This is a genomic window from Ectopseudomonas khazarica, from assembly GCF_017915135.1.
In the GTDB taxonomy this organism is placed as follows: Bacteria; Pseudomonadota; Gammaproteobacteria; order Pseudomonadales; family Pseudomonadaceae; genus Aquipseudomonas; species Aquipseudomonas khazarica.
In genome coordinates, this window is sequence record NZ_CP068551.1 from 1421161 (window position 1) to 1442190 (window position 21030).

Below are 21030 nucleotides of genomic sequence, written 5' to 3' on the forward strand. Positions count from 1 at the left end.
GTGTGGAGTCAGAATCCATCGTCTATGGCTGTATCCGCGACTGGCCCTCGGATGATCCCGAGCTACGTCGCTTGCGTCGTGAAACCAACCACGGCGTGCTCGCCGAACTGCCGGCCGGTGAACTCTGGCCGTTTCTCGGTCGCGAGATGTTCTCCTTCTGCGAACTGCCGGGGGCGGGGCTCTATCAGACCCAGGTGATCCACTTCGGCGCCAGCTACGGCGCGGTGGAGTACGAATGGAACCTGTGGATCGAGGCCTTCGAGGCGCTGCTCAAGCGTCTGTACTGGGCCAGCGCGGTGGTCCATCTGGAAACCGAGCTCAACGGTATGCACACCTTCCGCTGGGAGTCCGACAGTGGCTTTCACAGCCCGCAGGAGGGTTCCCTGCGCGTGCGTTGTGCCTGGGAGCGCGAAGGCGCCTTGCGCGGCTAGGCTGGGGCGATGATCAATTACCTGTGGTTCCTGCTCGCAGCCGCGTTCGAGATCGCGGGCTGCTACGCCTTCTGGATGTGGCTGCGGCTCGACCGCAGTGCCTGGTGGATAGTGCCGGGGCTGCTCAGCCTGGCACTGTTCGGCCTGTTGCTGACCCGCGTCGAAGCCGCCTTCGCCGGGCGCGCCTATGCGGTCTATGGCGGCGTGTACATCGTCGCCTCGCTGGCGTGGCTGGCACTGGTCGAGAAGAGTCGGCCGCTACTCAGCGACTGGCTGGGGGCGGCGCTGTGCCTGGCGGGTGCCGCGATCATCCTGCTCGGGCCGCGCATCCAGGGCCCCTGATCCGCTTATAAGCAGTGGAAGTAAAAAAGTTCCGCTGTAATCAAATCTTTATATATCGGCAACTGAGCTGAAATAACCCCCCGCCAAGATTCCCCCTAACACGAACGAGCCCATCGCTCGGGTGTTTTCAACACTTAAAGTTCAACAGGGGAATCCTCGATGATCCGTAAGCACTTCGCCGGTTTCGCAGCCAGCGCTCTGGCTCTGGCCGTCTCCGCCCAGGCTTTCGCCGGTACTGTTACCACTGACGGCGCCGACCTCGTGATCAAGACCAAAGGTGGCCTGGAAGTCGCTACCACCGACAAGGCGTTCAGCTTCAAGCTGAGCGGCAAGCTGCAGTGGGATGCCACCAACTTCGATGGTCTGATGGCTGCCGATCAGAACCAGCCGTTCGACGATACCTTCAACACCTTCATCCGTCGTGGTGAGTTCGGTCTGGAAGGCACTGCCTACAGCGATTGGGACTGGGGCCTGCGTGTCAGCTACGACGAGTACGACGACACCAGCGTCGACCGTGCTTTCATCGCGTACAAGGGCCTGGACTTCGCCAAGATCACCGTTGGCCGCTTCGGTGTGGACTACGGTCTGGAAAACACCACCAGTTCGTCCTGGATTACCGCCATCGAGCGTCCGTTCATGTACGACTACCTGAACGGTGACGAGGACACTCAGTTCGGTGTGAACATCAAGCACTCCGGCGATAACTACGGTCTGATGGCTCAGGTCGCCACCTACGAAGACAAGTACGAGAGCGACGACAACAACGAGCTCTACGGTTACACCCTGCGTGCCCACTGGGCGCCGTACCTCAACGGCACCGATGTCATCCACCTGGCGGCCAACTACCACAACTCCGAAGCCGATGACGAACGTGCACGCGCACGTACCCGCATGGGCATCCGCAGCGACAATGACTTCCGCCTGACCCTGGGTGACGTCACCGTTGCAGACAAAGACAACGAGTGGGTTCTGGAGTCCGGCGCGCAGTTCGGTGCCTTCCGTGCCCAGGCCGAGTACTTCCAGCGCCAGATCAGCGGTGAAACCGCTGGTGGTGCCAACTCCGACGTCGATATCAACGGCTACTACGGTCAGGTTTCCTACATGTTCAACGGCGTGCGTCAGTACAAGGCTGCCGATGGCAAGTGGGACAAGCCGGACAACATGAACGGCTCCTGGGAAATCTTTGCCCGTTACGAAAGCTCCACCGTCGACTCTGACGCCAATGCTATCCCGGCCAACCTGGGTATCGCCGGTCTGGTGGCTGATGACGCCAGCAAGGAGTTCGAAACCAAGGCCATGGTCCTGGGTGTGAACTACTTCGTGAACCCGGCGGTGCGCGTGAGCCTGAACTACGTCGACTATGAGGTCGACAACCTGGATACCTCCAGCCAAGTCAACGGCGAAGATGTACAGGACGACGGTAAGGCCATCGTAGGTCGTCTGCAGTACGTCTTCTAAGCTTCACTCCCTTGAAGTGTTGCTCCTGATTCGAGCCCCGCGTTTCGCGGGGCTTTTTTATTCCTTTGTGTTGATGGAAAAGCGCTATGCGTAAGACTACCGCTCTGCTGCTATCGATCGGTTTCAGCGCCATTGCCCTGGCGCAGGATTACAGTGCGGCCAAACCGGGCGAATTGCTCCAGGTGCCGCTGACGTCCTTGCATCCGACTCAGGCAGCAGTGGGCTATGACCAGATTTTCTATAAGCTCGGGCGCTTCGCCAATGAGCGCAACAAGCTGTTCGATGAGTACTGCGAGGCCAACGGCCAGGGCGAGAGCGCCAGGGTGCCTGGCGATGCAGACCTGCACAAACCGGACAGCTTCAGCTGCCAGAACGCGGTAGGCACTCGCAGCAGCGAGATGAAAACCGTCGTGATCGGTCCGCAGGGCAAACTGTTCCTGACCGATGGCCATCACACCTTCACCGTGCTGATGGAGTATCCCGATGCTGGCGCCGACCTGAACATGTGGGTGCGCGTTACCGACAACTTCAGCGACAGTGCAGACATGGCCAGCTTCTGGCAGCGCATGGCGCAGGCACGCAAGGTATGGCTCAAGGATGGCAATGGGCGAAGCATCGACCCGCAGCAGATACCTGCCCAGCTGGGGCTCCAGCACTTGGCCAACGACCCTTATCGTGCGCTGGTGTACTTCACCCGCGAGGTCGCTTACGACAAGCCGCGTTCCGGAGAGGTGGCCCCCGAGTTTCTCGAGTTCTACTGGGGTAACTGGCTGCGCTCGGTGATGCCGCTGGAAGGTTATGACCTGAGTGATCGTGGCGATTACCGGGACGCCGTCGAGGCCGCCGCGAAGAAGATGGTGGCCCTGGCCCCGGACGAGATCGTCGGTGACAGCGGCTTTAAGGCGCGCGAACTGGGCGGTTACTCGTCCATCGACCGCAAGGAGCTGAACAAGGTCGCTGGACGCAAACTGAACTATGCCACCCGTTACAAGAAGGCGCTGGCCGAGGGAAGCTGAGGCCTGTAACGAAAAAGCCCGGCACTGGGCCGGGCTTTCTTCTGCGCTTGCTCGGCTCAGTTATGCTTCTTGTAGTTGTCCAGCGCCGTCTGGATCATCTGCCGCGCTTCGGCGGCATTGCCATAGCCATTCAGCTCGACTTTCTTGCGGCCTTCCGGCAACTGCTTGTAGACGCGGAAGAACGCCTCGATGCGCTGGCGCTCGATGGCCGGCAGGTCGCCGATGTCCTTGATGTTGTCGTAGGTCGGGTCGATATCGCTGCTGGGGACGCCGATGATCTTCTCGTCGTGCTCGCCGCCGTCGATCATCTTCAGGTAGCCGATGGGGCGGAACTTGATCAGCACGCCCGGGTGCAACGGCTCACGAGTCAGTACCAGGCCATCCAGCGGGTCATTGTCGCCACCCAGGGTGCGAGACAGAGAGCCATAGTTGGCTGGGTAGACGACCGGCATCGACTGGAAGCGGTCGACGAACACCAGGCCTTCCTCGTTGATCTCATACTTGGTGAAGCTGCCCGCGGGAATTTCCACCGCCATGTGAACGTTGTTCGGAGCATCCTTCGCCTGGCTCGCGTGAAACGGGTGGGTGATCGACTGCTGCGCGAGTGCGGCACCGCTACCGAGAAGCATGGCGACGCCAAGGGCGAGAAGGGACTTTTGCATGGATGACTCCTTTGCAGAGCTGAAGGTTATAAAGGTTGGCCTTCTCATATTGCGGGCGCATTGTTAGAGATATATTGCAACCTCGCTTCTGGGATTCGTTGTCATGCCCGTCACCACCCTCGATTCACTTCACGCGCTCTCCGCCGATACCTGGGACGCCCTGCTGCCCGGTGCTCAGCCGTTTCTGCGGCATGCATTTCACAGCGCTCTCGAAGACAGCGGCAGTGTCGGGGGCGACACTGGCTGGCAGCCGTCACATCGTCTCTGGTGCGATGACCAGGGGCAGGTGAGGGCGGCGTTGCCGGCCTATCTGAAGCGGCATTCCTATGGCGAGTACGTGTTCGACCACGCCTGGGCCGATGCCTGTCGGCGCGCCGGGATCGCCTATTACCCGAAGTTGCTGGGCGCCGTGCCGTTCTCGCCGGTTGCCGGTGCGCGGCTGCTGGGGGAGCCCCGCTGTGCGGGCGCGATGCTCGATGAGCTGACGGCCGAGCTGGAGGCGCAGGGGTTGTCGAGCCTGCACATCAACTTCACCAGCCCGGCATGCGATGCGTTGCTGAGCGGCCGTGACGGCTGGCTGGAACGCCTGGGTTGCCAGTTCCACTGGAACAATCGCGGTTACCGTGACTTTCAGGACTTTCTCGACGCGCTCAGCTCGCGCAAGCGCAAGCAGCTGCGCAAGGAACGTGAGCAGGTCGCGGGGCAGGGCATCGAGTTCGACCGACGCCTGGGCCATGAGCTGAGCGAGCAGGAGTGGGACTTCGTCTACCACTGCTACGCCAACACCTATCACGTTCGGGGGCAGGCACCCTATCTGACGCGGGCCTTCTTCAGCCTGCTGGCCGAGCGCATGCCGGAGATGATTCGCCTGGTGTTCGCGCAGTTGCGCGGTCGGCCGGTGGCCATGGCATTCAGCCTGGTGGACGGGGATACCTTCTATGGCCGCTACTGGGGCTGCCTGGCCGAGTTCGACCGGCTGCATTTCGAAACCTGCTTCTATCAGGGCATGGAGCAGGCCATCGCCGAAGGCTTGCGGCGCTTCGATGCCGGCGCGCAAGGGGAGCACAAGCTGATCCGTGGTTTCGAACCGGTCATCACGCGTTCCTGGCACTATCTCTGCCATCCGGGGCTGCGTGCTGCCGTCACCGACTTCCTCGTGCAGGAGCGTTCCGGCGTGCTGTCCTACGCGGAAGAAGCATGCAGCTACCTGCCGTTTCGCCATGCTGGCGAGAGTTGACCAGTCGCTCAGGTAGTGCCGGCGGGCATGCAGCTGCCGTTCGCCGGAAGTTCCCCGGGGCGTAGGTTTCTGCAAAAACTCCAGAGCTTTCGGCAAGAAGCCCGTTCGGTTCTGCCACTAAATTCCGCCCTTCACTTTCGTTACGACCGTTTTTACCCTTATGTATTGGTCAGACCAGCGTTGCTGGGCTAGACCCTTAGCCAGGGCATTGCGTGATTGCAGTACGGTCGTGACGCGATTCGGTGGCCGCAGGCGTCAGCCTGGGAGATCGGGAAGGATGCTTCCTGGTCGTGCTCACCCGGCATCGGTGTGACGAGGAAAAGAGACCGAAGCCCGCATCCGCACAGGTGGATGCAGCATGCCTTCAGGGTTCGGTGCCCGAGAACAACAAACGAGAGGGGAGCCCCCCAATGACAGCTAGTACTCCAATGCTCGTCACCTTCGTGGTGTACATCGCAGCCATGGTACTGATCGGCCTGATCGCCTATCTGCGTACCAAGAACCTTTCCGATTACATCCTGGGTGGTCGCAGCCTCGGCAGCTTCGTGACCGCGCTGTCCGCAGGTGCCTCCGACATGAGCGGCTGGCTGCTCATGGGCCTGCCGGGCGCGATCTTCGTTGCCGGTATTTCCGAAAGCTGGATTGCCATCGGCCTGGTCATCGGTGCCTACCTCAACTGGCTGTTCGTCGCCGGTCGCCTGCGCGTGCAGACCGAGCACAATGGCAACGCCCTGACCCTGCCGGACTACTTCACCAATCGCTTCGAAGACAACAGCCGCATCCTGCGCATCTTCTCGGCAGTGGTCATCCTGGTGTTCTTCACCATCTACTGCGCCTCCGGCGTGGTGGCTGGCGCCCGTCTGTTCGAAAGCACCTTCGGCATGAGCTACGAAACCGCCCTGTGGGCCGGTGCCGCAGCGACCATCGCCTACACCTTCATCGGTGGCTTCCTGGCGGTGAGCTGGACCGACACCGTGCAGGCCACCCTGATGATCTTCGCCCTGATCCTGACCCCGGTATTCGTGCTGATCGGCACCGGTGGCTTCGATCCGGCGATGACCGCCATCGAGGCGGTCGACCCGAGCCACTTCGACATGCTCAAGGGCGCCACCTTCATCGGCGTGATCTCGCTGATGGCCTGGGGCCTGGGCTACTTCGGCCAGCCGCACATCCTGGCGCGCTTCATGGCCGCCGACTCGGTCAAGTCGATCCCGGCTGCCCGTCGCATCTCCATGACCTGGATGATCCTGACCCTGGCCGGTGCCGTGGCCGTCGGTTTCTTCGGCATCGCCTACTTCTCCGCGCATCCTGAACTGGCCGGCCCGGTCGGCGAGAACCCGGAGCGCGTCTTCATCGAGCTGTCCAAGCTGCTGTTCAACCCCTGGATCGCCGGTATCCTGCTGTCCGCCATCCTGGCAGCGGTGATGAGCACCCTGAGTTGCCAGCTGCTGGTGTGCTCCAGTGCGCTGACCGAGGACTTCTACAAGGCATTCCTGCGCAAGGGCGCTTCGCAGTCCGAGCTGGTCTGGGTCGGCCGCGGCATGGTCCTGCTGGTCGCGCTGGTCGCCATCGCTCTGGCGGCCAACCCGGAAAACCGCGTACTTGGCCTGGTGTCCTACGCCTGGGCCGGCTTCGGTGCCGCTTTCGGTCCGGTGGTGATCCTCTCGCTGCTGTGGAAAGGCATGACGCGCAATGGCGCGCTGGCCGGCATGCTGGTTGGTGCCACCACCGTGATCGTGTGGAAGAACTGGATTGGCATGGGGCTGTACGAGATCATCCCGGGCTTCATCCTCGCCACCCTGGCGATCGTGATCTTCAGCCGCATCGGTCAGGCCCCGAGCCAGTCGATGCTCAGCCGCTTCGATGAGGCCGAGAAGGAATACAAGTCGGCGTAAGTGCGCTGGCTGTAGCCGAAGGCGATGACTGGCAGACAGTCATCGCCTTTTTCTTTGCGCTGGCGTTAAGGTAGGCGCCTGCCATTTCGCAACGGATGTCCGCATGACCAGCAACGATCCTCTCCACGGCCTGACCCTGCAGGCGATTCTCGGCGCATTGGTGGAACGCCTGGGCTGGGATGGCCTGGCGCGGCAGATCGATGTGCGCTGTTTCAAGCATGAGCCCAGCATCAAGTCGAGCCTGGCCTTCCTGCGCAAGACGCCCTGGGCCCGTGCCAAGGTCGAGCAGCTCTACCTCCAGCAGTTCAAGTCCTGAGTCCGCTCAGTTGGGCGACAGGCCAAGCGTCTGCAGCGCCTGACGGTAGTTCGCACCGGCCATGCGCAGGCCGTTGTTGTGGTTGGCGCCGTCGATCAGCAGCAGTTGCTTGGGTTCACTGGCCGCGGCGAACAGCTCCTCGCTGAAGCGCGACGGCACGTAGCGATCATCACGACCGTGGGCGATCAGCACCGGCACACCGACTGCGCCAATCTTGCCGAGCGAGTCGAAATCCTGCGACAGCAGCCAGCGCACGGGCAGCGAGGTATGGGTGACTGCAGCGGCGATGTCGCCCAGGTTGGTGAAGCTGGATTCGACGATCAGCCCGCCGGCTTGTGCGCTGCTGTGTTCACTGGCCAGTTCATGGGCCAGGTTGACGGCCACGGCGCCACCGAGGGAGTGGCCGTAGATGAAGCGCTTGCCCGGCTCGGGTTGCAGGCGAGCCAGGTGCTGCCAGGCGATCGCGGTGTCCTGGTAGACGCTACGCTCGGAGGGCAGCGCGCCACGACTCTGACCGAAACCGCGGTAGTCCACGGCCAGCACCGAGAATCCCATGGCATGCAACTGCTCGATGCGAAACAGCTGGCCTGTCAGGTTCCAGCGAGAGCCGTGCAGATAGAGCAGGGCTGGCGCGTCCTGCCGGCTGGCGGGCCACCACCAGGCATGCAGGCTTTCCTCGGCCGTCAGCTCGGGGGATTGCAGTTGCACGTCCTCGAGCCCGGCCGGCAGGCCATTGAACCAGCGGGCGGTGCCCGGCTCGATACGGAACACCAGTTCGCGCTCGGTCTGCTCCAGTTTGGCGCAGCCTATCGGCAGCAATGCCAGCAGGCACGCGAGGATGATCAGGCTCAGGCGACGACGGCGCAGCAGGGCCAGCCAGGACAGGGGCATGGGCGACACTCACGAAAGAAAAACGCTGGTGCTGCCATGGACTGCACAGGCGCTGCCGGGTTTCCTGCGCCTGCCCCCGCGCTGGTTACCAGGTGTTACCGCCAACTGATCTGAGGGGCGCTCAGGGGCGCCTGGCATCCGGTCGCGCTGCCTGGCTCCAGATAGGGCGCGAGTATCGGCGCCATGCCCTTGAGCACCTGCACCGGCAGCGCCGAGGTGAAGGTGAAGCGCTCGGCTTCGCGCCCCGGCACGAAGGCGGTGAGCGTGCCGTAATGGCGCGGGCCGAGGAAGAACACGAAGGTGGCCGTGCGGTTCATCGCCCGTGAGCTGATCACCCGGCCGCCGGCGCCAACGCTCTCGACACGGTTGTCGCCGGTGCCGGTCTTGCCGCCGAGCGTCAGGCTGTGGCCGTCCTGCAACTGGAAGCTGCCCTGCAGCCGGCGTGCGGTGCCTCCCTCCACCACCTGGGACAGGGCGTCGCGCAACGCGGCGGCGACTTCGGAGGCCATCACCCGCCTGCCGCCCCGGGTGTCGCGCTCGACGCGGGTTTCGTAGGGCGTGTCGGCGGCGAAGTGCAGCGCATCGATGCGCAGGACGGGCTGGCGAATGCCGTCGTTGAGGATGATGCCCATCAGCTCTGCCAGCGCTGCCGGCCGATCCCCGGAACTGCCCAGCGCGGTGGCCAGCGACGGCACCAGATGCTGGAAGGGGTAGCCCAGGTTCTGCCAGCGGCGATGGATGTCGGAGAAGGCTTCGACTTCCAGCATGATGCGGATGCGACTGTCGCGCGCGCTCTTGTGGCGGCTGCGCAGCAGCCAGCCGTAGACTTCCTGGCGCTCGTCGACGCTGGCGGCGACGGCGTCGTTGAAACTGGCCTGCGGGTGGTCGATCAGGTAGCCCAGCAGCCACAGCTCCAGCGGGTGCACACGGGCGATGTAGCCCTGGTCGGGGAGGCTGTAGGCGCCAGGCCCGTAGTCCTGGTAGAGGCGCGTGATGCGCTGCTCGCTGAGCCGTTCCTGCGGCAGCTGGGCGCGCAGGAACGCGGCGAAGCTGGCCTCGTCGGCGTGCGGCAGCAGATAGCGGTGCACGGCGGCGAGGCGCACCGAGGTCTGGCGCAGGCCGCTGATGAAGGTCTCCAGGCGCTGTTGCTCGGGCTGGCCCTGGTACTTGCGCCAGAAACGCAGGAGGAAGGTGCGTCCTTCGCGGTCGGCGAAGCGCTGCAGGTATTTCAGGCGGCGCGGGTCCTTGTCGTCCTTGAGCAACTCGGCGCTGTTCTGGTAGGTGCTGTAGCGCACCAGATCACGCATCAGGCGCACGAAGGGCAGGTTGATCGACTCGCGCAGGGCCTCGCGCAGGGTCGGGTTGCGGCCATTGTCCTCGCGGCGGAAGTTGCCGAAGCTGTGCAGGCCGCCTCCGGTGAAGAAGCGTTCGTTGGGATTGGCCGAGTAGCGCCGCTCCAGCGCCGCCTGCAGCATGCCGGCCAGATCCGCCTGCGGGTTGGCCTGCAGGTAGTCGACCGCCCAGCGGCTCAGGTGATCCTGGCGGGCGATGTCCACCTCACGCAACTCGGCCGGGGTCTTGCCTGCGTGCTGCCGATGCAGTTCGGCGATGATCTCCAGGTAGGTGGCCAGCACGCGCAGCTTGGCGGTCGAGCCCAGTTCGAGCTTGCTGCCCTCGTTGATATCGAACGGCTGGTCGGTACTGTCGGTCTGCACCCGCACCCGACTGCCAGTTGCGGTGCGCTCGAACAGGGTGAAGCTGTAGCGCACCTCTGCAGTCTTCTCCGGGGACAGCAGGCGCTCGCCGAACAGGCCGATCTGCCCGGCGAACTGCGGTTCGGCCAGCTGCTGCAGGTAGTGGCTGACCTGCTGCTGCAGGTCGTACTGCAGGGTGCTGCTGGCGGCGAGGTCGAGGCGGTCGAGGTCGTAGAACGGCATGCCCAGCAGGTTGGAGAGGCGCGAGCGGGCGACGCTGATGCCTTTGTCGTTCTCCTGCACGCGCAGGTTGGGCTCTAGTTGCCAGTCCCGATAGACCAGGCGCTGGCCCAGGGCGGCGTCCAGCAGGTCATGGTCGATCAGCCCGCCACTGGCCAGCAGGCGGATGTGGCTCTCGGTCAGGTCCTCCAGGTCGTGCCGGCCCTGGGCCAGGTAATAGGACGGGCGGCGCTGGGCGATCATCAGCGACAACACCTGGCGCAGCGCCAGGCCACGTTCGGCGAGGCTGGCCTCGGTCGAGCGGGCGGGATCGAGCAGGGCATTGATGCGTTCGAAGTCCGCGCCGTACCAGATGCGCAAGCCGTCCGCCAGGCCGTGCACCTCGCCATGGCCTGGCGCGGCGGAGAGCGGCACGCTGTTGAGGTAGTCGCGCACGATGCGCTGGCGCGTCTCCAGCGTCTGCGGGCCCTGCTGGTAGGCGCGCACGCTGGCGGAAATCATCTGCCGCAGTTTTTCCCCGGCGGACAGGGTCAGCCCGTCCGGGGAGTGACGGTACTTCTCCAGCTGGGTTGCCAGCGTACTGCCGCCGGCCGACTGGTCCTGAAGGTCGAGCACCTTGCCCACCTGGGACAGTGCGGCAATGGCGAAGCGTGGCCAGTCCACCGCCGGGTTGGCCAGCGGTTGCGCGTGGTCGAGCAGGTGACGGTTCTCGATGAACAGCAGGCTGTTCACCACCAGGGGCGGAATGCTGGCGAAATCGGCATAGCCCTGGCGCGGATAGAGAAATGTGTAGAAGGGGCTGCCACGGCAGTCACTGATGCTCAGGCCACTCTGGCTCTTCTCGGCGAACGGCGGGAAGAGTCCGCGGCGGGTGTAGGCCAGCAGTGCGTCGGAGAAACGCGACTGCTCGCTGATCAGGTAGTCGCGCTGCTGCAGGCGCTCCAGCATCAGCGGCAGGTAGGTATAGCCCTGGCGCTTGTCGAACGGCCCATCGGACGGGTAGACGATGCGTTCGCTGGGGCCGGGTTCGACCTGGTAGCCGAGGCTGGCCGCATAGCGGCTCAGCTCGCGTGACTGGAAGTGCGCGCTGCGCGACTCGTATACCAGCAGCGCCGTGCCGAGCAGCACCAGCAAGGTCAGCAGGAGATAGAGGTAGGTGCGCCAGCGACGCTTGCTGGTCGGCGCACCAGGCGAGTCCTGCAGGTCGGGCGAGCGGACCAGGACACCGTGCTGCGGGTTGGATTGCCATGACGCGCCCATATACCACCGGCCCGGCCTGTCGGCCTCATGTGAACTGCACCAGTGCTCGCGTGCCGGCAGCACTGCGTTCGTCGCCACTCATGCACTACAGCTTAGTCGATGGCGCCTGCGGTATTGCTCCGCCAACAGGGCTGCTAGACTCGCTGCAACGCAAGATGTAGGGGGCCCCGCATGCAGCGCGACCATCGAGAACAGCTTCAGCAGAGCTGGCAGGCCAACGCCGATGCCTGGGCTGCCGCTGTGCGCGAGCAGCGCATCGAGAGCCGTCGCCTGGTCACCGATGCCGCCATCATCCAGGCGGTGCTGGCGCTGCAGCCCAGGCGTGTGCTGGACATCGGTTGCGGCGAGGGTTGGCTGTGCCGGGGGCTGGCTGAACATGGCATCGAGCCGGTCGGCGTGGATGCTTCGGCACCCCTGATCGAAGCCGCTCGTGCCGCCTGCGACGGGCGCAGCCAGTACCGTGTCTGTGGCTATGCCGAGTTGGATCAGCATGCCGAGCAGCTCGGGCGTTTCGAGGTGCTGGTGTGCAATTTCGCCTTGCTGGAGGAGCCCCTGCAGCCGGTGTTGCAGAGCCTGCATGCCCTGCTCGCACCTGGCGGCAGCCTGCTGATTCAGACCTTGCACCCCTGGCGCGCCAGCCATGGCGAACCCTACCAGGATGGCTGGCGGGTGGAGGACTTCGCCGGTTTTGGCGAGGGCTTCCAGGCGCCCATGCCCTGGTTCTTCCGCACCTTGCAATCCTGGCTGACGCTGTTCGGCGAGACCGGCTGGCGCCTGGAATGGCTGCAGGAACCTCTGCACCCCGAAAGCGTCCAGCCGGTTTCCCTGCTGCTTCTGCTCAAGCCACTCTGAACCGGCCACGTTCGTCGGCCATGGCGCGGCAGTGAGCCGCGCTCAATCACTCGAGGATCTGTCGATGCGCAAGATTGAACTGGCTGGTACCCAGGTGCCGGTGATCGGGCAGGGCACCTGGCGCATGGGGGAAGACCGGCAGCAGCGTGCGCGCGAGGTCGCGTCGCTGCGTGAGGGGCTGGATCTGGGCATGACGCTGATCGACAGCGCCGAGATGTATGGCGAGGGTGGTGCCGAGCAGGTAGTGGGAGAAGCCATTGCCGGGCGTCGTGACGAGGTGTTCCTGGTCAGCAAGGTGTACCCGCACAATGCCAGCCTGGACGGTGTGCAGGCGGCCTGCGAGCGCAGCCTCAAGCGCCTTGGTTGCGAACGTATCGACCTGTATCTGCTGCACTGGCGTGGTCGTTATCCGCTGGCGGAAACCGTGGCAGGCTTCGAGCGCTTGCGCGAACAGGGCAAGATCGGCGCCTGGGGTGTTTCCAACTTCGACCTGGACGATCTGCTGGAGCTGGATCAGCCGGGCTGCAGCACCAATCAGGTGCTGTACAACCTCGAGGCACGCGGCATCGAATATGACCTGCTGCCCTGGCAGCAGCGTGCTGCGATGCCGTTGATGGCCTACTGCCCGCTGAGCCAGGCTGGGGCGTTGCTGCAGGCGCCTGCGTTGTGCGCGGTCGCCAAGCGGCATGGGGTGACGCCGGCCCAGGTGGCGCTGGCCTGGACACTCAGGCAGGACGGGGTGATCGCCATTCCCAAGGCGGTTGGCAGCGCGCACCTGCGCGACAATGCGGCGGCGGCTGCCATTGTCCTCGATACGCACGACCTGGAGTCGCTGGATGCGGCCTTCGCGCCGCCGCAGCGCAAGCGTCCGCTGGAGATGGTCTAGCGCCCCGGAGCGGGGCAGACCGGTGCTCAGTTGGCCGGGTCGGCGGCCAGACGCCCGGCATCCTTGAGCAGAGCCTTGAGGAAGGCATCCTGCAGCTCGGGGTCGTTGCGGGTCAGTTCGATCAGGCTCTGCTCCAGCTCGCTGGCTTCTTCCTCCAGGCCCAGATCGGAAAGGCGTTTGACCCGGTGCACCCACTGGGCGACATCGTCGCCTTCGAGGTCGTCGAAGATCAGGTCGTGCGCCTCGCGCAGCTTGCCGCGCAGGGTGTGGCTGACCATCAGGGTCGTTTCGGCGCGGGCCAGGTCGTCGCCCAGCCGTTCCTCGACGCTCAGCTGCAACAGGTTCAGTCGCGTGATGTCCTGCTCGGTGAACGGGCTGTCCAGCAGGTTGAGACGCAGCACGCCGGTGCTGTCGGTAAGCAGCTCGAAGCGTTGCTCCCCGGCCTGGACCTGTACCGCTCTCTCGGCCCAGGGCAGGTTGGTGTACTCCATGCGCCGATCGCGCTGCAGCTCCTCGATGCTCGCCAGGTTCTGCTCGGCACGGCCGTTGGATTCCACGTTCATGAACGGATTCAGGCCCGCCATGCCGTAGCTGATCCAGTCGCGGGTCGCGGTTTCCGGCAGGCTGCCGAGCAGCACCACGTTGAGCACGTTGGCGCCGACGCCGGCCACGACCGCGACGGCCCCCACCGGCACCTCGTAAAGCTCGCGCCAGGGCTGATAGGGCGTATAGCGGTCGTAACGGCGCGTGACCTCGAATGCGGTCACTTCGTAGCTCTTCTGGTCATGCACGCGGATACGCCGTTGCGGCAGCTCCAGCACCTTGGGCTCGCCCGTATCGATCTGCAACTGGTGATCCAGCAGTTTGCGCTCGATACGCTCCTCATGCTCGCTGCGCTGGGGGAGCTGGTTGGCGCAGCCGCTGAGAAAGAGGGCGCCGCACAGTGCGGCGCCAGTCAGGCGAAGGTTGTTGCTCGTGTGCATGATGTCTCGGTGCTACGTGATCAGCGGCTGATACGGGCTTGCAGGAAGGACAGGATTTCCGCCAGCGGTACGGCTTGCGGCTCGGTTTCGGCGCGGCTCTTGTACTCGAGGTTGCCCTCTGCCAGGCCGCGATCGCTGACCACCACGCGATGCGGGATGCCGATCAGCTCCATGTCGGCGAACTTGATGCCGGGGCTGGTCTTCTTGTCGCGATCGTCGAGCAGCACCTCGAAGCCCGCTGCGGTAAGTTGCGCATACAGCTTGTCGGTGGCTTCGCGCACCTGCTCGGTTTCGTAGCGCAGCGGTACCAGGGCGATGTGGAAGGGCGCCAGGGCGTCATTCCAGCGGATGCCGCGCTCGTCGAAGTTCTGCTCGATGGCGGCGGCCACGACGCGCGATACGCCAATGCCGTAGCAGCCCATGCTCAGGGTCACCGGCTTGCCGTTCTCGCCGAGTACCTGGCAGTTCATCGCTTCGCTGTACTTGGTGCCCAGCTGGAAGATGTGCCCGACCTCGATGCCGCGCTTGATCTCCAGGGTGCCCTGGCCGTCCGGGCTGGGGTCGCCCGCGAGGACGTTGCGCAGGTCGGCGACGGCGGGCAGGGGCAGGTCACGCTCCCAGTTGACGCCGAAGTAGTGCTTGTCCTCGATATTGGCGCCCGAGGCGAAGTCGCTCATCAGGGCGACACTGCGGTCGATCACGCAGGGAATCGGCAGGTTGACCGGGCCCAGCGAGCCGGGGCCGGCGCCGATGGCGGCACGAATCTCGGCCTCGCTGGCCATCTGCAGGGGGCTGGCAACGAGTTCCAGGTTGGCGGCCTTGATCTCGTTCAGCTCGTGGTCACCACGTACCACCAGCGCGATCAGCTTGCCTTCCTCGGCGGCGTGCACCACCAGGGTCTTGATGGTCTTTTCGATGGCCAGGCCGAAACCGTTGACCAGCGCCTCGATGGTCTTGGTGTCCGGGGTATCGACCAGGCGCATTTCCTCGGTCGCGGCGCCGCGCGCGCTTTCACGCGGCACGGCCTCGGCCTTCTCGATGTTGGCGGCATAGTCGGAGACGGTGCTGAACGCGATGTCGTCCTCACCGGATTCGGCCAGCACGTGGAACTCGTGCGAGCCGGTGCCGCCAATGGAGCCGGTGTCGGCCTGCACCGGACGGTAGTCCAGGCCCAGGCGGCTGAACACGTTGCAGTACGCCTGGTGCATGCGGTCGTAGGTTTCCTGCAGCGACGCCTGGTCGGCATGGAAGGAGTAGGCGTCCTTCATGATGAACTCGCGGCCGCGCATCAGGCCGAAGCGCGGACGAATCTCGTCACGGAACTTGGTCTGGATCTGGTAGAAGTTGATCGGCAGCTGCTTGTAGCTGTTCAGCTCGTTGCGCGCCAGATCGGTGATCACTTCCTCGTGGGTCGGGCCGACGCAGAACTCGCGGTCATGACGGTCATGAACCCGCAGCAGCTCCGGGCCGTACTGCACCCAGCGACCGGATTCCTGCCACAGTTCGGCGGGCTGGATGGCCGGCATCAGCACTTCCAGCGCGCCGGCGGCATTCATTTCCTCGCGCACCACGTTCTCAACCTTGCGCAGCACGCGCAGGCCCATCGGCAGCCAGGTGTACAGGCCGGAGGCCAGTTTGCGGATCATGCCGGCACGCAGCATCAGCTGGTGGCTGATCACCACGGCATCGGAGGGAGTTTCTTTCAGGGTCGAGAGCAGGAACTGACTGGTACGCATGTTTGGCTGTTCTGTCGGTTGCTAGGGCTTGGAATAGGCCGGCATTGTACGGTGCCTATACAGTGGCGTACAGGACGGTTGCAGGTACTGCGACCGGCATTGGGTGCGGCGCTGCGTTAATCCAGGAGGGCGATGCTGTGGGACTGACTGCGCGTGAGGTTCAGACATTGATTCGGGCCGGGTTGCCCATGGCCGAGGACATCGACCTGCGTATCGACCGGCTCGACGAGGCGGGGGTACTGGCACGGGTTCCCTTTCATGCCAAATTGGTGCGTCCGGGCGGTACCTTGTCGGGGCCGACCATCATGGCGCTGGGCGATGCGGCGATGTACGCCGTGGTATTGGGGCGTCTGGGGCGCGTGGAGATGGCGGTGACCTCCAATCTCAACATCAACTTCCTGGTCAAACCTCAGCCGGTGGACCTGCTGGCCGAGGCGAGCATCCTGCGCCTGAGCCGGCGCCAGGCCGTCTGTGAGGTTTCGCTGTATTCGGCGGGGAACGAGGCTGAGCTGGTGGCTCACGTGACCGGGACATATGCGTTGCCGATCTGACGCAGCATCCTGCCCATAAAAAGAAACCCGGCCTAGGCCGGGTTTCTTTGTTGTCGAATCACGCAGTCGTTACAGAACGCTCAGCGGGTATTCGACGATCAGGCGGAAGTCATTGATGTCGCCGCCGTAGTCGTTGTCTGCACGGTAGAACGCATTACGGATACGGAAGGACAGGTCCTTCGCTGCGCCGTCCTGGATCACGTACTTGGCTTCGATGTCCAGCTCGCGCTCTTGAGCGTCGGAGCCGCTGCCGACATCGATGTTGTCACCGACGATGTAGCGGGTCATGAAGCTCAGGCCCGGCACGCCGTAGGAGGCCATGTTGATGTCATAACGCACCTGCCAGGAGGTTTCGTCCTTGGCGTTGAAGTCGGAGTACTGAACCGAGTTGGACAGCCAGATGGTGCCGCCACCATCGATATCGCCATAGCGATAGCCGGTGTCGCCGCTGGAACGCTGGTGCGCAACGGTGAACTTGTGGGCGCCCATGGAGTAGGCGGCTGCCAGGCTCCAGATGTTGTTGTCCATCTCGCCCAGCAGCTCTTTGCCTTGACCGCGAGTGCGGTAGCCGTTCAGGTCGAAGTTCAGTGCCTGATCATCTGCCAGCGGCAGGTTGTAGTTCAGGTTGACGTAATATTTCTTGAAGTTGTCATCGGCGTCGGAGTAGTGCAGGGCAGCACTCAGATCGTCGGTGATGCTGTAGCTGGCGCCGAGGATGTTGATTTCCTTCAGGCCGAAGGTGTCGCGGTCGGTGCTGACCTGGCTGCTCATCGCGGTGAAGCGACCAGCAGTCAGTTCCAGGCCGGCGATTTCATTGCTGGTGACCAGAGTACCGGTAGCAACTTCCGGCAGCAGGCGGCTGTCGTCGGTGGAGAATACCGGGCTGGCTACTTCCTGATTACCGTACTTCAGAACGGTATCGGAAATACGGAACTTGATAGCGCCGCCAACTTCAGTCTGGGTGTCTTCGCTGTGGCCGTCGCCAGCTTGGTCGAACAGGCCATTGCCACGGTGACCGCGGCCGCCGTCGAGCTTGATGCTGCTCAGGGAGTGAGCGTCGAAGCCGACGCCTACGGTGCCTTGGGTGAAGCCGGATTCGAACAGCAGACGGATGCCCAGACCGGTTTCTTCGCGGTAGCTCTGAGCGTTGCGTTGAACACCGCCAGAACGGAAGTCACGGTTCATGTACAGGGCACGGTTGAAGATGTTGAAGCTGCTATCTTCGATGAAACCGTTCGACTCGGACTGGCTGGATGCCACTGCCATCTGGGAAGTGCCCGCGGCGACTGCCAGGGCGATTACGCTCCACTTCATCACTTGCATCGTGATTGCTCCTTGGGTTTGGAAGAGTTGCGCTGCCCACTATTTTATTGTATGGGCGGCTCTTTCTTTTTGTGTCGGCGGTAACTTATAGCACGCAGCCAATTATGGCGATAGTTGCAGTCTATTCATTGCGGGTTCGTTCAGAACGGTGTCGCATGGCGTAATGAAGGATGTCGCAAATCTGTAGATCTTCACGTGCGTTGCGTTATGCCGACGCTCTCGCGGTTCTGGGTTGCCTGGTACCGCTGTTATTGATCGACTGCACGGCGTGCCGGGCATTGCTCTGACAGTTAGCAAAAGTCGTGCTCAAAACGCCAGGGATTCTGCAAAAACCTGATTTCCCGGTGCGAACCCCACGTGCGGCTGCGTGGGCGTTGCATTCTGTGGGCTTGCCCGTGGCCTCCGTGGGCGGTTGCGGGGTTTTCTCCCGCTGTGAAGGGTGCACTGTGGTGAGGCGTCGCGGTAACGCTTGAGGCGAGGTATTACGGGAGGAAACAAAATGGTGCACGCCGACGGTGCGGGTGCCTGTGACGTGCCTTGTACTGGTGCGACGCTGGCGGGTGAATTGTCGCGCTACCCTGCGTATGCTGCGCGCCATCGCGCCGGGTGTGGCTGGCGCTAAGCTTGATAGGGTCGGGTAAAGGAGGAAAACATCATGTTCACCCTGGATTCACGTCTTCAGCAGGACTGCCTGCTGGTCGGAGACTTTCCTCTCTGTCGCTTGCTGTTGATGAACGACGCCAGCTACCCCTGGTTCATTCTCGTGCCCCGGCGTGAAGAGGTCAGCGAGATCTTTCAGCTTGATGGCGCCGATCAGCGTCAGTTGTGGCAGGAGACTTCGTTGTTGGCCGAGACCCTCAAGGATACCTTCGCCGCCGACAAGATGAATGTGGCGACGCTGGGTAACGTGGTCAGCCAGCTGCACATGCACGTCATCGTGCGGCGGCGTGATGACGCGGCGTGGCCGGCACCCGTCTGGGGGCGGCAGCCGGCCAGGCCTTACGAGGACGCGCAGATACGCCAGATCATCGACAAGTTGCGTCTGGTGTTGACCGAGGACTTCCAGTTTGCCGGAGGCCTGGTATGAGCCTGGAAGCCAGAATCATGGAGCTGGAAAGTCGTTTGGCCTTCCAGGACGACACCATCCAGGCGCTGAGCGACGAGCTGGTCGAGCAGAACAGGCGCATCGAGCGCATGCAGCTGCAACTGACAGCGCTGGCGCGTCGCCAGGAGGAGTTGAACGGCCAGGTCGGCATTGCCGAGGACGAAGCGCCGCCACCGCACTACTGATATGAAAAAGCCCGGTTTCCCGGGCTTTTTCTTGTCGTCTTCAGCGCCGTGAGGGCGCGGCAGCGATCACATCTTCTGCCTGCAGGCCTTTGTCGCGCTGCATCACCGAGAACTCCACGCGCTGGCCTTCGATCAGGACGCGGTGGCCTTCACCGCGAATGGCGCGAAAGTGCACGAAGATATCCTCACCCGAGTCGCGGGAGATGAAGCCAAAGCCCTTGGAGGTGTTGAACCACTTCACCGTGCCGGTCTCGCGGTCTTCCTGGCTGGCGCTGTGCTGTGCGACGGCGCGTGGCTGGCTGTCACGCGGTTGCGGGTTCAGCTGGGCGGTCAGTTGGAAGGCTACCGCGATGCCGATGGTCAGCAGCGGCAGCCAGATCGCCGGCTGGCCGCCGATGTTGGGTAGCGGGGCGAGCAGGATCAGGCTCTGCACCACGGCCGCCAGGATCAGCAGTGCCGATGACAGGTTGGCCAGTTGCTGGCGCGGGGCAGGCGTGTTCTGTTGCGCTGCGGCAAGCAGGTTGAGCAGGCCGATCAGGGTCAGATAGATGGCATCGGGTGTGGCGAGGAACGCACTGGAAAAACCGGGAACGGCAGACAGCAGCAGGGCGGCAAACCCTGTCACGAAATGGGCAATCTTCAACATGTTGGACGAACTCACTGATTGAATGATGACTCAAGGTGTTGCGGAGGGAGCGCACGCTGTGGATGGCCAGTCGAACGGTCATCCTGGGCGCCTGTGGAGCAAGGTCGGCGCCGCCGCAGGGTGATAATGCGGCGTGCCGTCCTATTTAACAGCAAAGGCGGGGGCTTCTCAAATCAAGCGCTTAGCATTGTTTCGCTCTTGGCGGGGTGGACCTGGTTGCGGCCGCTGCGCTTGGCTTGATAGAGCGCATCGTCCGCTCGGGTCAGCAGCGACTCGAAGTCGTCTTCCGCCTCGGCCATCGCGCAGCCGAACGACGCGGTGATGCTGTCCAGGACCTGGTCGGTACGCCTGACCTTGATGCGCAGCGACTGGATTTTGTTGCGCAGCTGTTCGGCGAACTCGATCACTTCGCTGAAACCCTTGCAGTCGCGCAGTACCACGCAGAACTCCTCGCCACCGTAGCGCGCCGCAAAGGCGCCGGGAGGCAGCAGGTCGCGCAGGAGTTGGCCGACATGCTGCAACACCCGGTCGCCGAGCGGGTGGCCGTACTGGTCGTTGAACTGCTTGAAGTGATCGATATCCAGGATCACCAGCGCCAGGCCCTGCTGGGACTCCGCGAGGGCGCGCTCCAGCAGGCGGGTGAAGGCGTGGCGGTTGAAGACGCGTGTCAGGCTGTCCAGCGTCGCGGCCATGTGCGCGCGCTCCAGCTGGCCACGCAGATGGGTGATCTCCTGTTGCGCGGCGCGCAGGCGATAGAGGAATTTCTCCTGCTGATCCTGCATCAGCTGGGTGCTTTCCTGCAGGTCGTTGAGGACGCTGGGCAGGTCGTCGATGATCGGTTCCTGCAGGGCGCTGAGGCCCTGGCTCAGGCTCTGCTGGTAGTGCTGGCTGCCGATGACGCTGTGCGAGACGTCGTCTTCGATGTCGTCGACCAGTTCGATCACCTGCTGCTGGCCGGCACGTGCCTCTTCCAGCTCGCCGCGGATGATGTAGTCGCGGAACAGCCGGCTTGCGGTCTCCGTCGGGAAGACATCGAAGTCTTCCACCGCCTTGTCCATGCGCCGATTGAGTTCCGGTTCGCTGCCCCGGCTGTAGGTGTACCACAGCGCATAGTGCACCGGGTTCGGCGGTATGTCGTGGCGCATCATCAGGGGTACGGCCTGCTTCAGCAGCGAAGCCGCCTTGCGGGTTTCCTCCGGATACAGCTCGATGATGCTTGGCGGTCTGCTTGGTTGACTCATGGGGCGCGGGAACTCATTGGCGATTGGCCAGAGCATAGATCAGAGCGAGGCGGCGTGCCTAATGAAAAGGCCCGGATTAC

Annotated in this window: 20 protein-coding genes and 1 pseudogene; 13 read left to right on the top strand and 8 right to left on the bottom strand. The window is 63.5% G+C overall.

Features of this window, described 5'->3' with window-relative positions:
- Nucleotides 1-2 precede the first annotated feature (2 nt).
- From JLK41_RS06505 to JLK41_RS06520, 5 genes and pseudogenes are all read left to right on the top strand, one after another.
- Nucleotides 3-431 carry a hypothetical protein gene (locus JLK41_RS06505; RefSeq protein WP_037047227.1) on the top strand — a complete coding sequence of 143 codons (429 nt, stop codon included), beginning with the start codon at nt 3-5 and terminating at the stop codon, nt 429-431.
- Nucleotides 432-440: 9 nt separating this feature from the next.
- Nucleotides 441-773 carry a YnfA family protein gene (locus JLK41_RS06510; protein ID WP_210390626.1) on the top strand — a complete coding sequence of 111 codons (333 nt, stop codon included), beginning with the start codon at nt 441-443 and terminating at the stop codon, nt 771-773.
- Nucleotides 774-932: 159 nt separating this feature from the next.
- Nucleotides 933-1140 (top strand): annotated as a pseudogene (locus tag JLK41_RS25530) (porin); the annotation flags it as partial.
- A complete protein-coding gene (locus JLK41_RS06515; RefSeq protein ID WP_416359243.1) occupies nt 1140-2231 on the top strand; it encodes an OprO/OprP family phosphate-selective porin in 1092 nt (363 codons plus the stop codon). The pseudogene JLK41_RS25530 and the gene JLK41_RS06515, both read left to right, overlap by 1 nt.
- Before the next feature lie 86 nt (nt 2232-2317).
- Complete coding sequence (locus tag JLK41_RS06520) at nt 2318-3247, top strand: ParB/Srx family N-terminal domain-containing protein (RefSeq protein WP_175253134.1); 930 nt, start codon at nt 2318-2320, stop codon at nt 3245-3247.
- 56 nt (nt 3248-3303) lie between these two features.
- Here the strand turns inward: JLK41_RS06520 and JLK41_RS06525 are convergent, their stop codons facing one another.
- Nucleotides 3304-3909, bottom strand: a complete 606-nt coding sequence (locus JLK41_RS06525; protein ID WP_210390627.1) for an inorganic diphosphatase — start codon at nt 3907-3909, stop codon at nt 3304-3306.
- A gap of 103 nt (nt 3910-4012) precedes the next feature.
- Here JLK41_RS06525 and JLK41_RS06530 point away from each other — a divergent pair, with 103 nt between their 5' ends.
- The 3 genes from JLK41_RS06530 to JLK41_RS06540 all read left to right on the top strand — a co-directional run bounded on the left by JLK41_RS06530 (nt 4013) and on the right by JLK41_RS06540 (nt 7357).
- On the top strand, nt 4013-5146 hold the full coding sequence (locus JLK41_RS06530; RefSeq protein ID WP_210390628.1) for a GNAT family N-acetyltransferase: 1134 nt from the start codon (nt 4013-4015) through the stop codon (nt 5144-5146).
- Between the two features lie 410 nt (nt 5147-5556).
- Nucleotides 5557-7041 (top strand): sodium/proline symporter PutP, encoded by a 1485-nt coding sequence (gene putP / locus JLK41_RS06535; RefSeq protein ID WP_037047237.1) that lies wholly within the window; start codon nt 5557-5559, stop codon nt 7039-7041.
- 103 nt (nt 7042-7144) lie between these two features.
- Complete coding sequence (locus tag JLK41_RS06540) at nt 7145-7357, top strand: VF530 family protein (RefSeq protein WP_037047239.1); 213 nt, start codon at nt 7145-7147, stop codon at nt 7355-7357.
- 6 nt (nt 7358-7363) lie between these two features.
- Here the strand turns inward: JLK41_RS06540 and JLK41_RS06545 are convergent, their stop codons facing one another.
- Together JLK41_RS06545 and JLK41_RS06550 are read right to left on the bottom strand one after the other, a co-directional pair.
- On the bottom strand, nt 7364-8248 hold the full coding sequence (locus JLK41_RS06545) for an alpha/beta hydrolase (protein ID WP_210390629.1): 885 nt from the start codon (nt 8246-8248) through the stop codon (nt 7364-7366).
- Between the two features lie 95 nt (nt 8249-8343).
- On the bottom strand, nt 8344-11442 hold the full coding sequence (locus JLK41_RS06550; protein WP_210390630.1) for a transglycosylase domain-containing protein: 3099 nt from the start codon (nt 11440-11442) through the stop codon (nt 8344-8346).
- A 171-nt stretch (nt 11443-11613) separates the two neighbouring features.
- Between JLK41_RS06550 and JLK41_RS06555 the strand changes: the two genes are divergently transcribed.
- Both JLK41_RS06555 and JLK41_RS06560 read left to right on the top strand, forming a co-directional pair.
- Nucleotides 11614-12294 (top strand): class I SAM-dependent methyltransferase, encoded by a 681-nt coding sequence (locus JLK41_RS06555; RefSeq protein ID WP_037047246.1) that lies wholly within the window; start codon nt 11614-11616, stop codon nt 12292-12294.
- A gap of 64 nt (nt 12295-12358) precedes the next feature.
- Nucleotides 12359-13180 (top strand): aldo/keto reductase, encoded by an 822-nt coding sequence (locus JLK41_RS06560; RefSeq protein ID WP_210390631.1) that lies wholly within the window; start codon nt 12359-12361, stop codon nt 13178-13180.
- Nucleotides 13181-13206: 26 nt separating this feature from the next.
- On the opposite strand, the gene JLK41_RS06565 is transcribed toward JLK41_RS06560, so the two are convergent.
- Both JLK41_RS06565 and JLK41_RS06570 read right to left on the bottom strand, forming a co-directional pair.
- A complete protein-coding gene (locus JLK41_RS06565; RefSeq protein WP_037047249.1) occupies nt 13207-14163 on the bottom strand; it encodes a hypothetical protein in 957 nt (318 codons plus the stop codon).
- Nucleotides 14164-14183: 20 nt separating this feature from the next.
- The gene (locus tag JLK41_RS06570) at nt 14184-15899 is read right to left on the bottom strand and encodes a proline--tRNA ligase (RefSeq protein WP_037047250.1); all 1716 of its coding nucleotides are present in this window, start codon (nt 15897-15899) and stop codon (nt 14184-14186) included.
- A 143-nt stretch (nt 15900-16042) separates the two neighbouring features.
- On the opposite strand from JLK41_RS06570, the gene JLK41_RS06575 reads away from it, so the two are divergent.
- A complete protein-coding gene (locus JLK41_RS06575) occupies nt 16043-16450 on the top strand; it encodes a PaaI family thioesterase (protein WP_134677430.1) in 408 nt (135 codons plus the stop codon).
- A gap of 69 nt (nt 16451-16519) precedes the next feature.
- Here the strand turns inward: JLK41_RS06575 and JLK41_RS06580 are convergent, their stop codons facing one another.
- Nucleotides 16520-17773, bottom strand: a complete 1254-nt coding sequence (locus tag JLK41_RS06580) for an OprD family porin (protein ID WP_047592689.1) — start codon at nt 17771-17773, stop codon at nt 16520-16522.
- Between the two features lie 655 nt (nt 17774-18428).
- On the opposite strand from JLK41_RS06580, the gene JLK41_RS06585 reads away from it, so the two are divergent.
- Together JLK41_RS06585 and JLK41_RS06590 are read left to right on the top strand one after the other, a co-directional pair.
- The gene (locus JLK41_RS06585) at nt 18429-18860 is read left to right on the top strand and encodes an HIT family protein (protein ID WP_175253139.1); all 432 of its coding nucleotides are present in this window, start codon (nt 18429-18431) and stop codon (nt 18858-18860) included.
- Complete coding sequence (locus JLK41_RS06590) at nt 18857-19063, top strand: SlyX family protein (protein WP_037047258.1); 207 nt, start codon at nt 18857-18859, stop codon at nt 19061-19063. Before JLK41_RS06585 ends, JLK41_RS06590 begins: the two co-directional genes overlap by 4 nt.
- A 40-nt stretch (nt 19064-19103) precedes the next feature.
- Here the strand turns inward: JLK41_RS06590 and JLK41_RS25535 are convergent, their stop codons facing one another.
- A complete protein-coding gene (locus tag JLK41_RS25535; protein WP_037047261.1) occupies nt 19104-19709 on the bottom strand; it encodes a cold-shock protein in 606 nt (201 codons plus the stop codon).
- A 173-nt stretch (nt 19710-19882) separates the two neighbouring features.
- A complete protein-coding gene (locus tag JLK41_RS06600) occupies nt 19883-20950 on the bottom strand; it encodes a GGDEF domain-containing protein (RefSeq protein ID WP_197738824.1) in 1068 nt (355 codons plus the stop codon).
- Between the last annotated feature and the right edge of the window lie 80 nt (nt 20951-21030).

Excerpts from the sequence above, each read along its gene's own strand:
- JLK41_RS06540 (WP_037047239.1), top strand. The coding sequence starts at position 7,145 with ATGACCAGCAACGATCCTCTCCACGGCCTGACCCTGCAGGCGATTCTC.
- JLK41_RS06525 (WP_210390627.1), bottom strand. The coding sequence starts at position 3,909 with ATGCAAAAGTCCCTTCTCGCCCTTGGCGTCGCCATGCTTCTCGGTAGC.
- JLK41_RS06590 (WP_037047258.1), top strand. The coding sequence starts at position 18,857 with ATGAGCCTGGAAGCCAGAATCATGGAGCTGGAAAGTCGTTTGGCCTTC.
- JLK41_RS06600 (WP_197738824.1), bottom strand. The coding sequence starts at position 20,950 with ATGAGTCAACCAAGCAGACCGCCAAGCATCATCGAGCTGTATCCGGAG.
- JLK41_RS06560 (WP_210390631.1), top strand. The coding sequence starts at position 12,359 with ATGCGCAAGATTGAACTGGCTGGTACCCAGGTGCCGGTGATCGGGCAG.
- putP (WP_037047237.1), top strand. The coding sequence starts at position 5,557 with ATGACAGCTAGTACTCCAATGCTCGTCACCTTCGTGGTGTACATCGCA.
- JLK41_RS06530 (WP_210390628.1), top strand. The coding sequence starts at position 4,013 with ATGCCCGTCACCACCCTCGATTCACTTCACGCGCTCTCCGCCGATACC.
- JLK41_RS25535 (WP_037047261.1), bottom strand. The coding sequence starts at position 19,709 with ATGTTGAAGATTGCCCATTTCGTGACAGGGTTTGCCGCCCTGCTGCTG.
- JLK41_RS06545 (WP_210390629.1), bottom strand. The coding sequence starts at position 8,248 with ATGCCCCTGTCCTGGCTGGCCCTGCTGCGCCGTCGTCGCCTGAGCCTG.
- JLK41_RS06510 (WP_210390626.1), top strand. The coding sequence starts at position 441 with ATGATCAATTACCTGTGGTTCCTGCTCGCAGCCGCGTTCGAGATCGCG.
- JLK41_RS06580 (WP_047592689.1), bottom strand. The coding sequence starts at position 17,773 with ATGCAAGTGATGAAGTGGAGCGTAATCGCCCTGGCAGTCGCCGCGGGC.
- JLK41_RS06515 (WP_416359243.1), top strand. The coding sequence starts at position 1,140 with ATGGCTGCCGATCAGAACCAGCCGTTCGACGATACCTTCAACACCTTC.
- JLK41_RS06565 (WP_037047249.1), bottom strand. The coding sequence starts at position 14,163 with ATGCACACGAGCAACAACCTTCGCCTGACTGGCGCCGCACTGTGCGGC.
- JLK41_RS06555 (WP_037047246.1), top strand. The coding sequence starts at position 11,614 with ATGCAGCGCGACCATCGAGAACAGCTTCAGCAGAGCTGGCAGGCCAAC.
- JLK41_RS06550 (WP_210390630.1), bottom strand. The coding sequence starts at position 11,442 with ATGGGCGCGTCATGGCAATCCAACCCGCAGCACGGTGTCCTGGTCCGC.
- JLK41_RS06570 (WP_037047250.1), bottom strand. The coding sequence starts at position 15,899 with ATGCGTACCAGTCAGTTCCTGCTCTCGACCCTGAAAGAAACTCCCTCC.
- JLK41_RS06585 (WP_175253139.1), top strand. The coding sequence starts at position 18,429 with ATGTTCACCCTGGATTCACGTCTTCAGCAGGACTGCCTGCTGGTCGGA.
- JLK41_RS06520 (WP_175253134.1), top strand. The coding sequence starts at position 2,318 with ATGCGTAAGACTACCGCTCTGCTGCTATCGATCGGTTTCAGCGCCATT.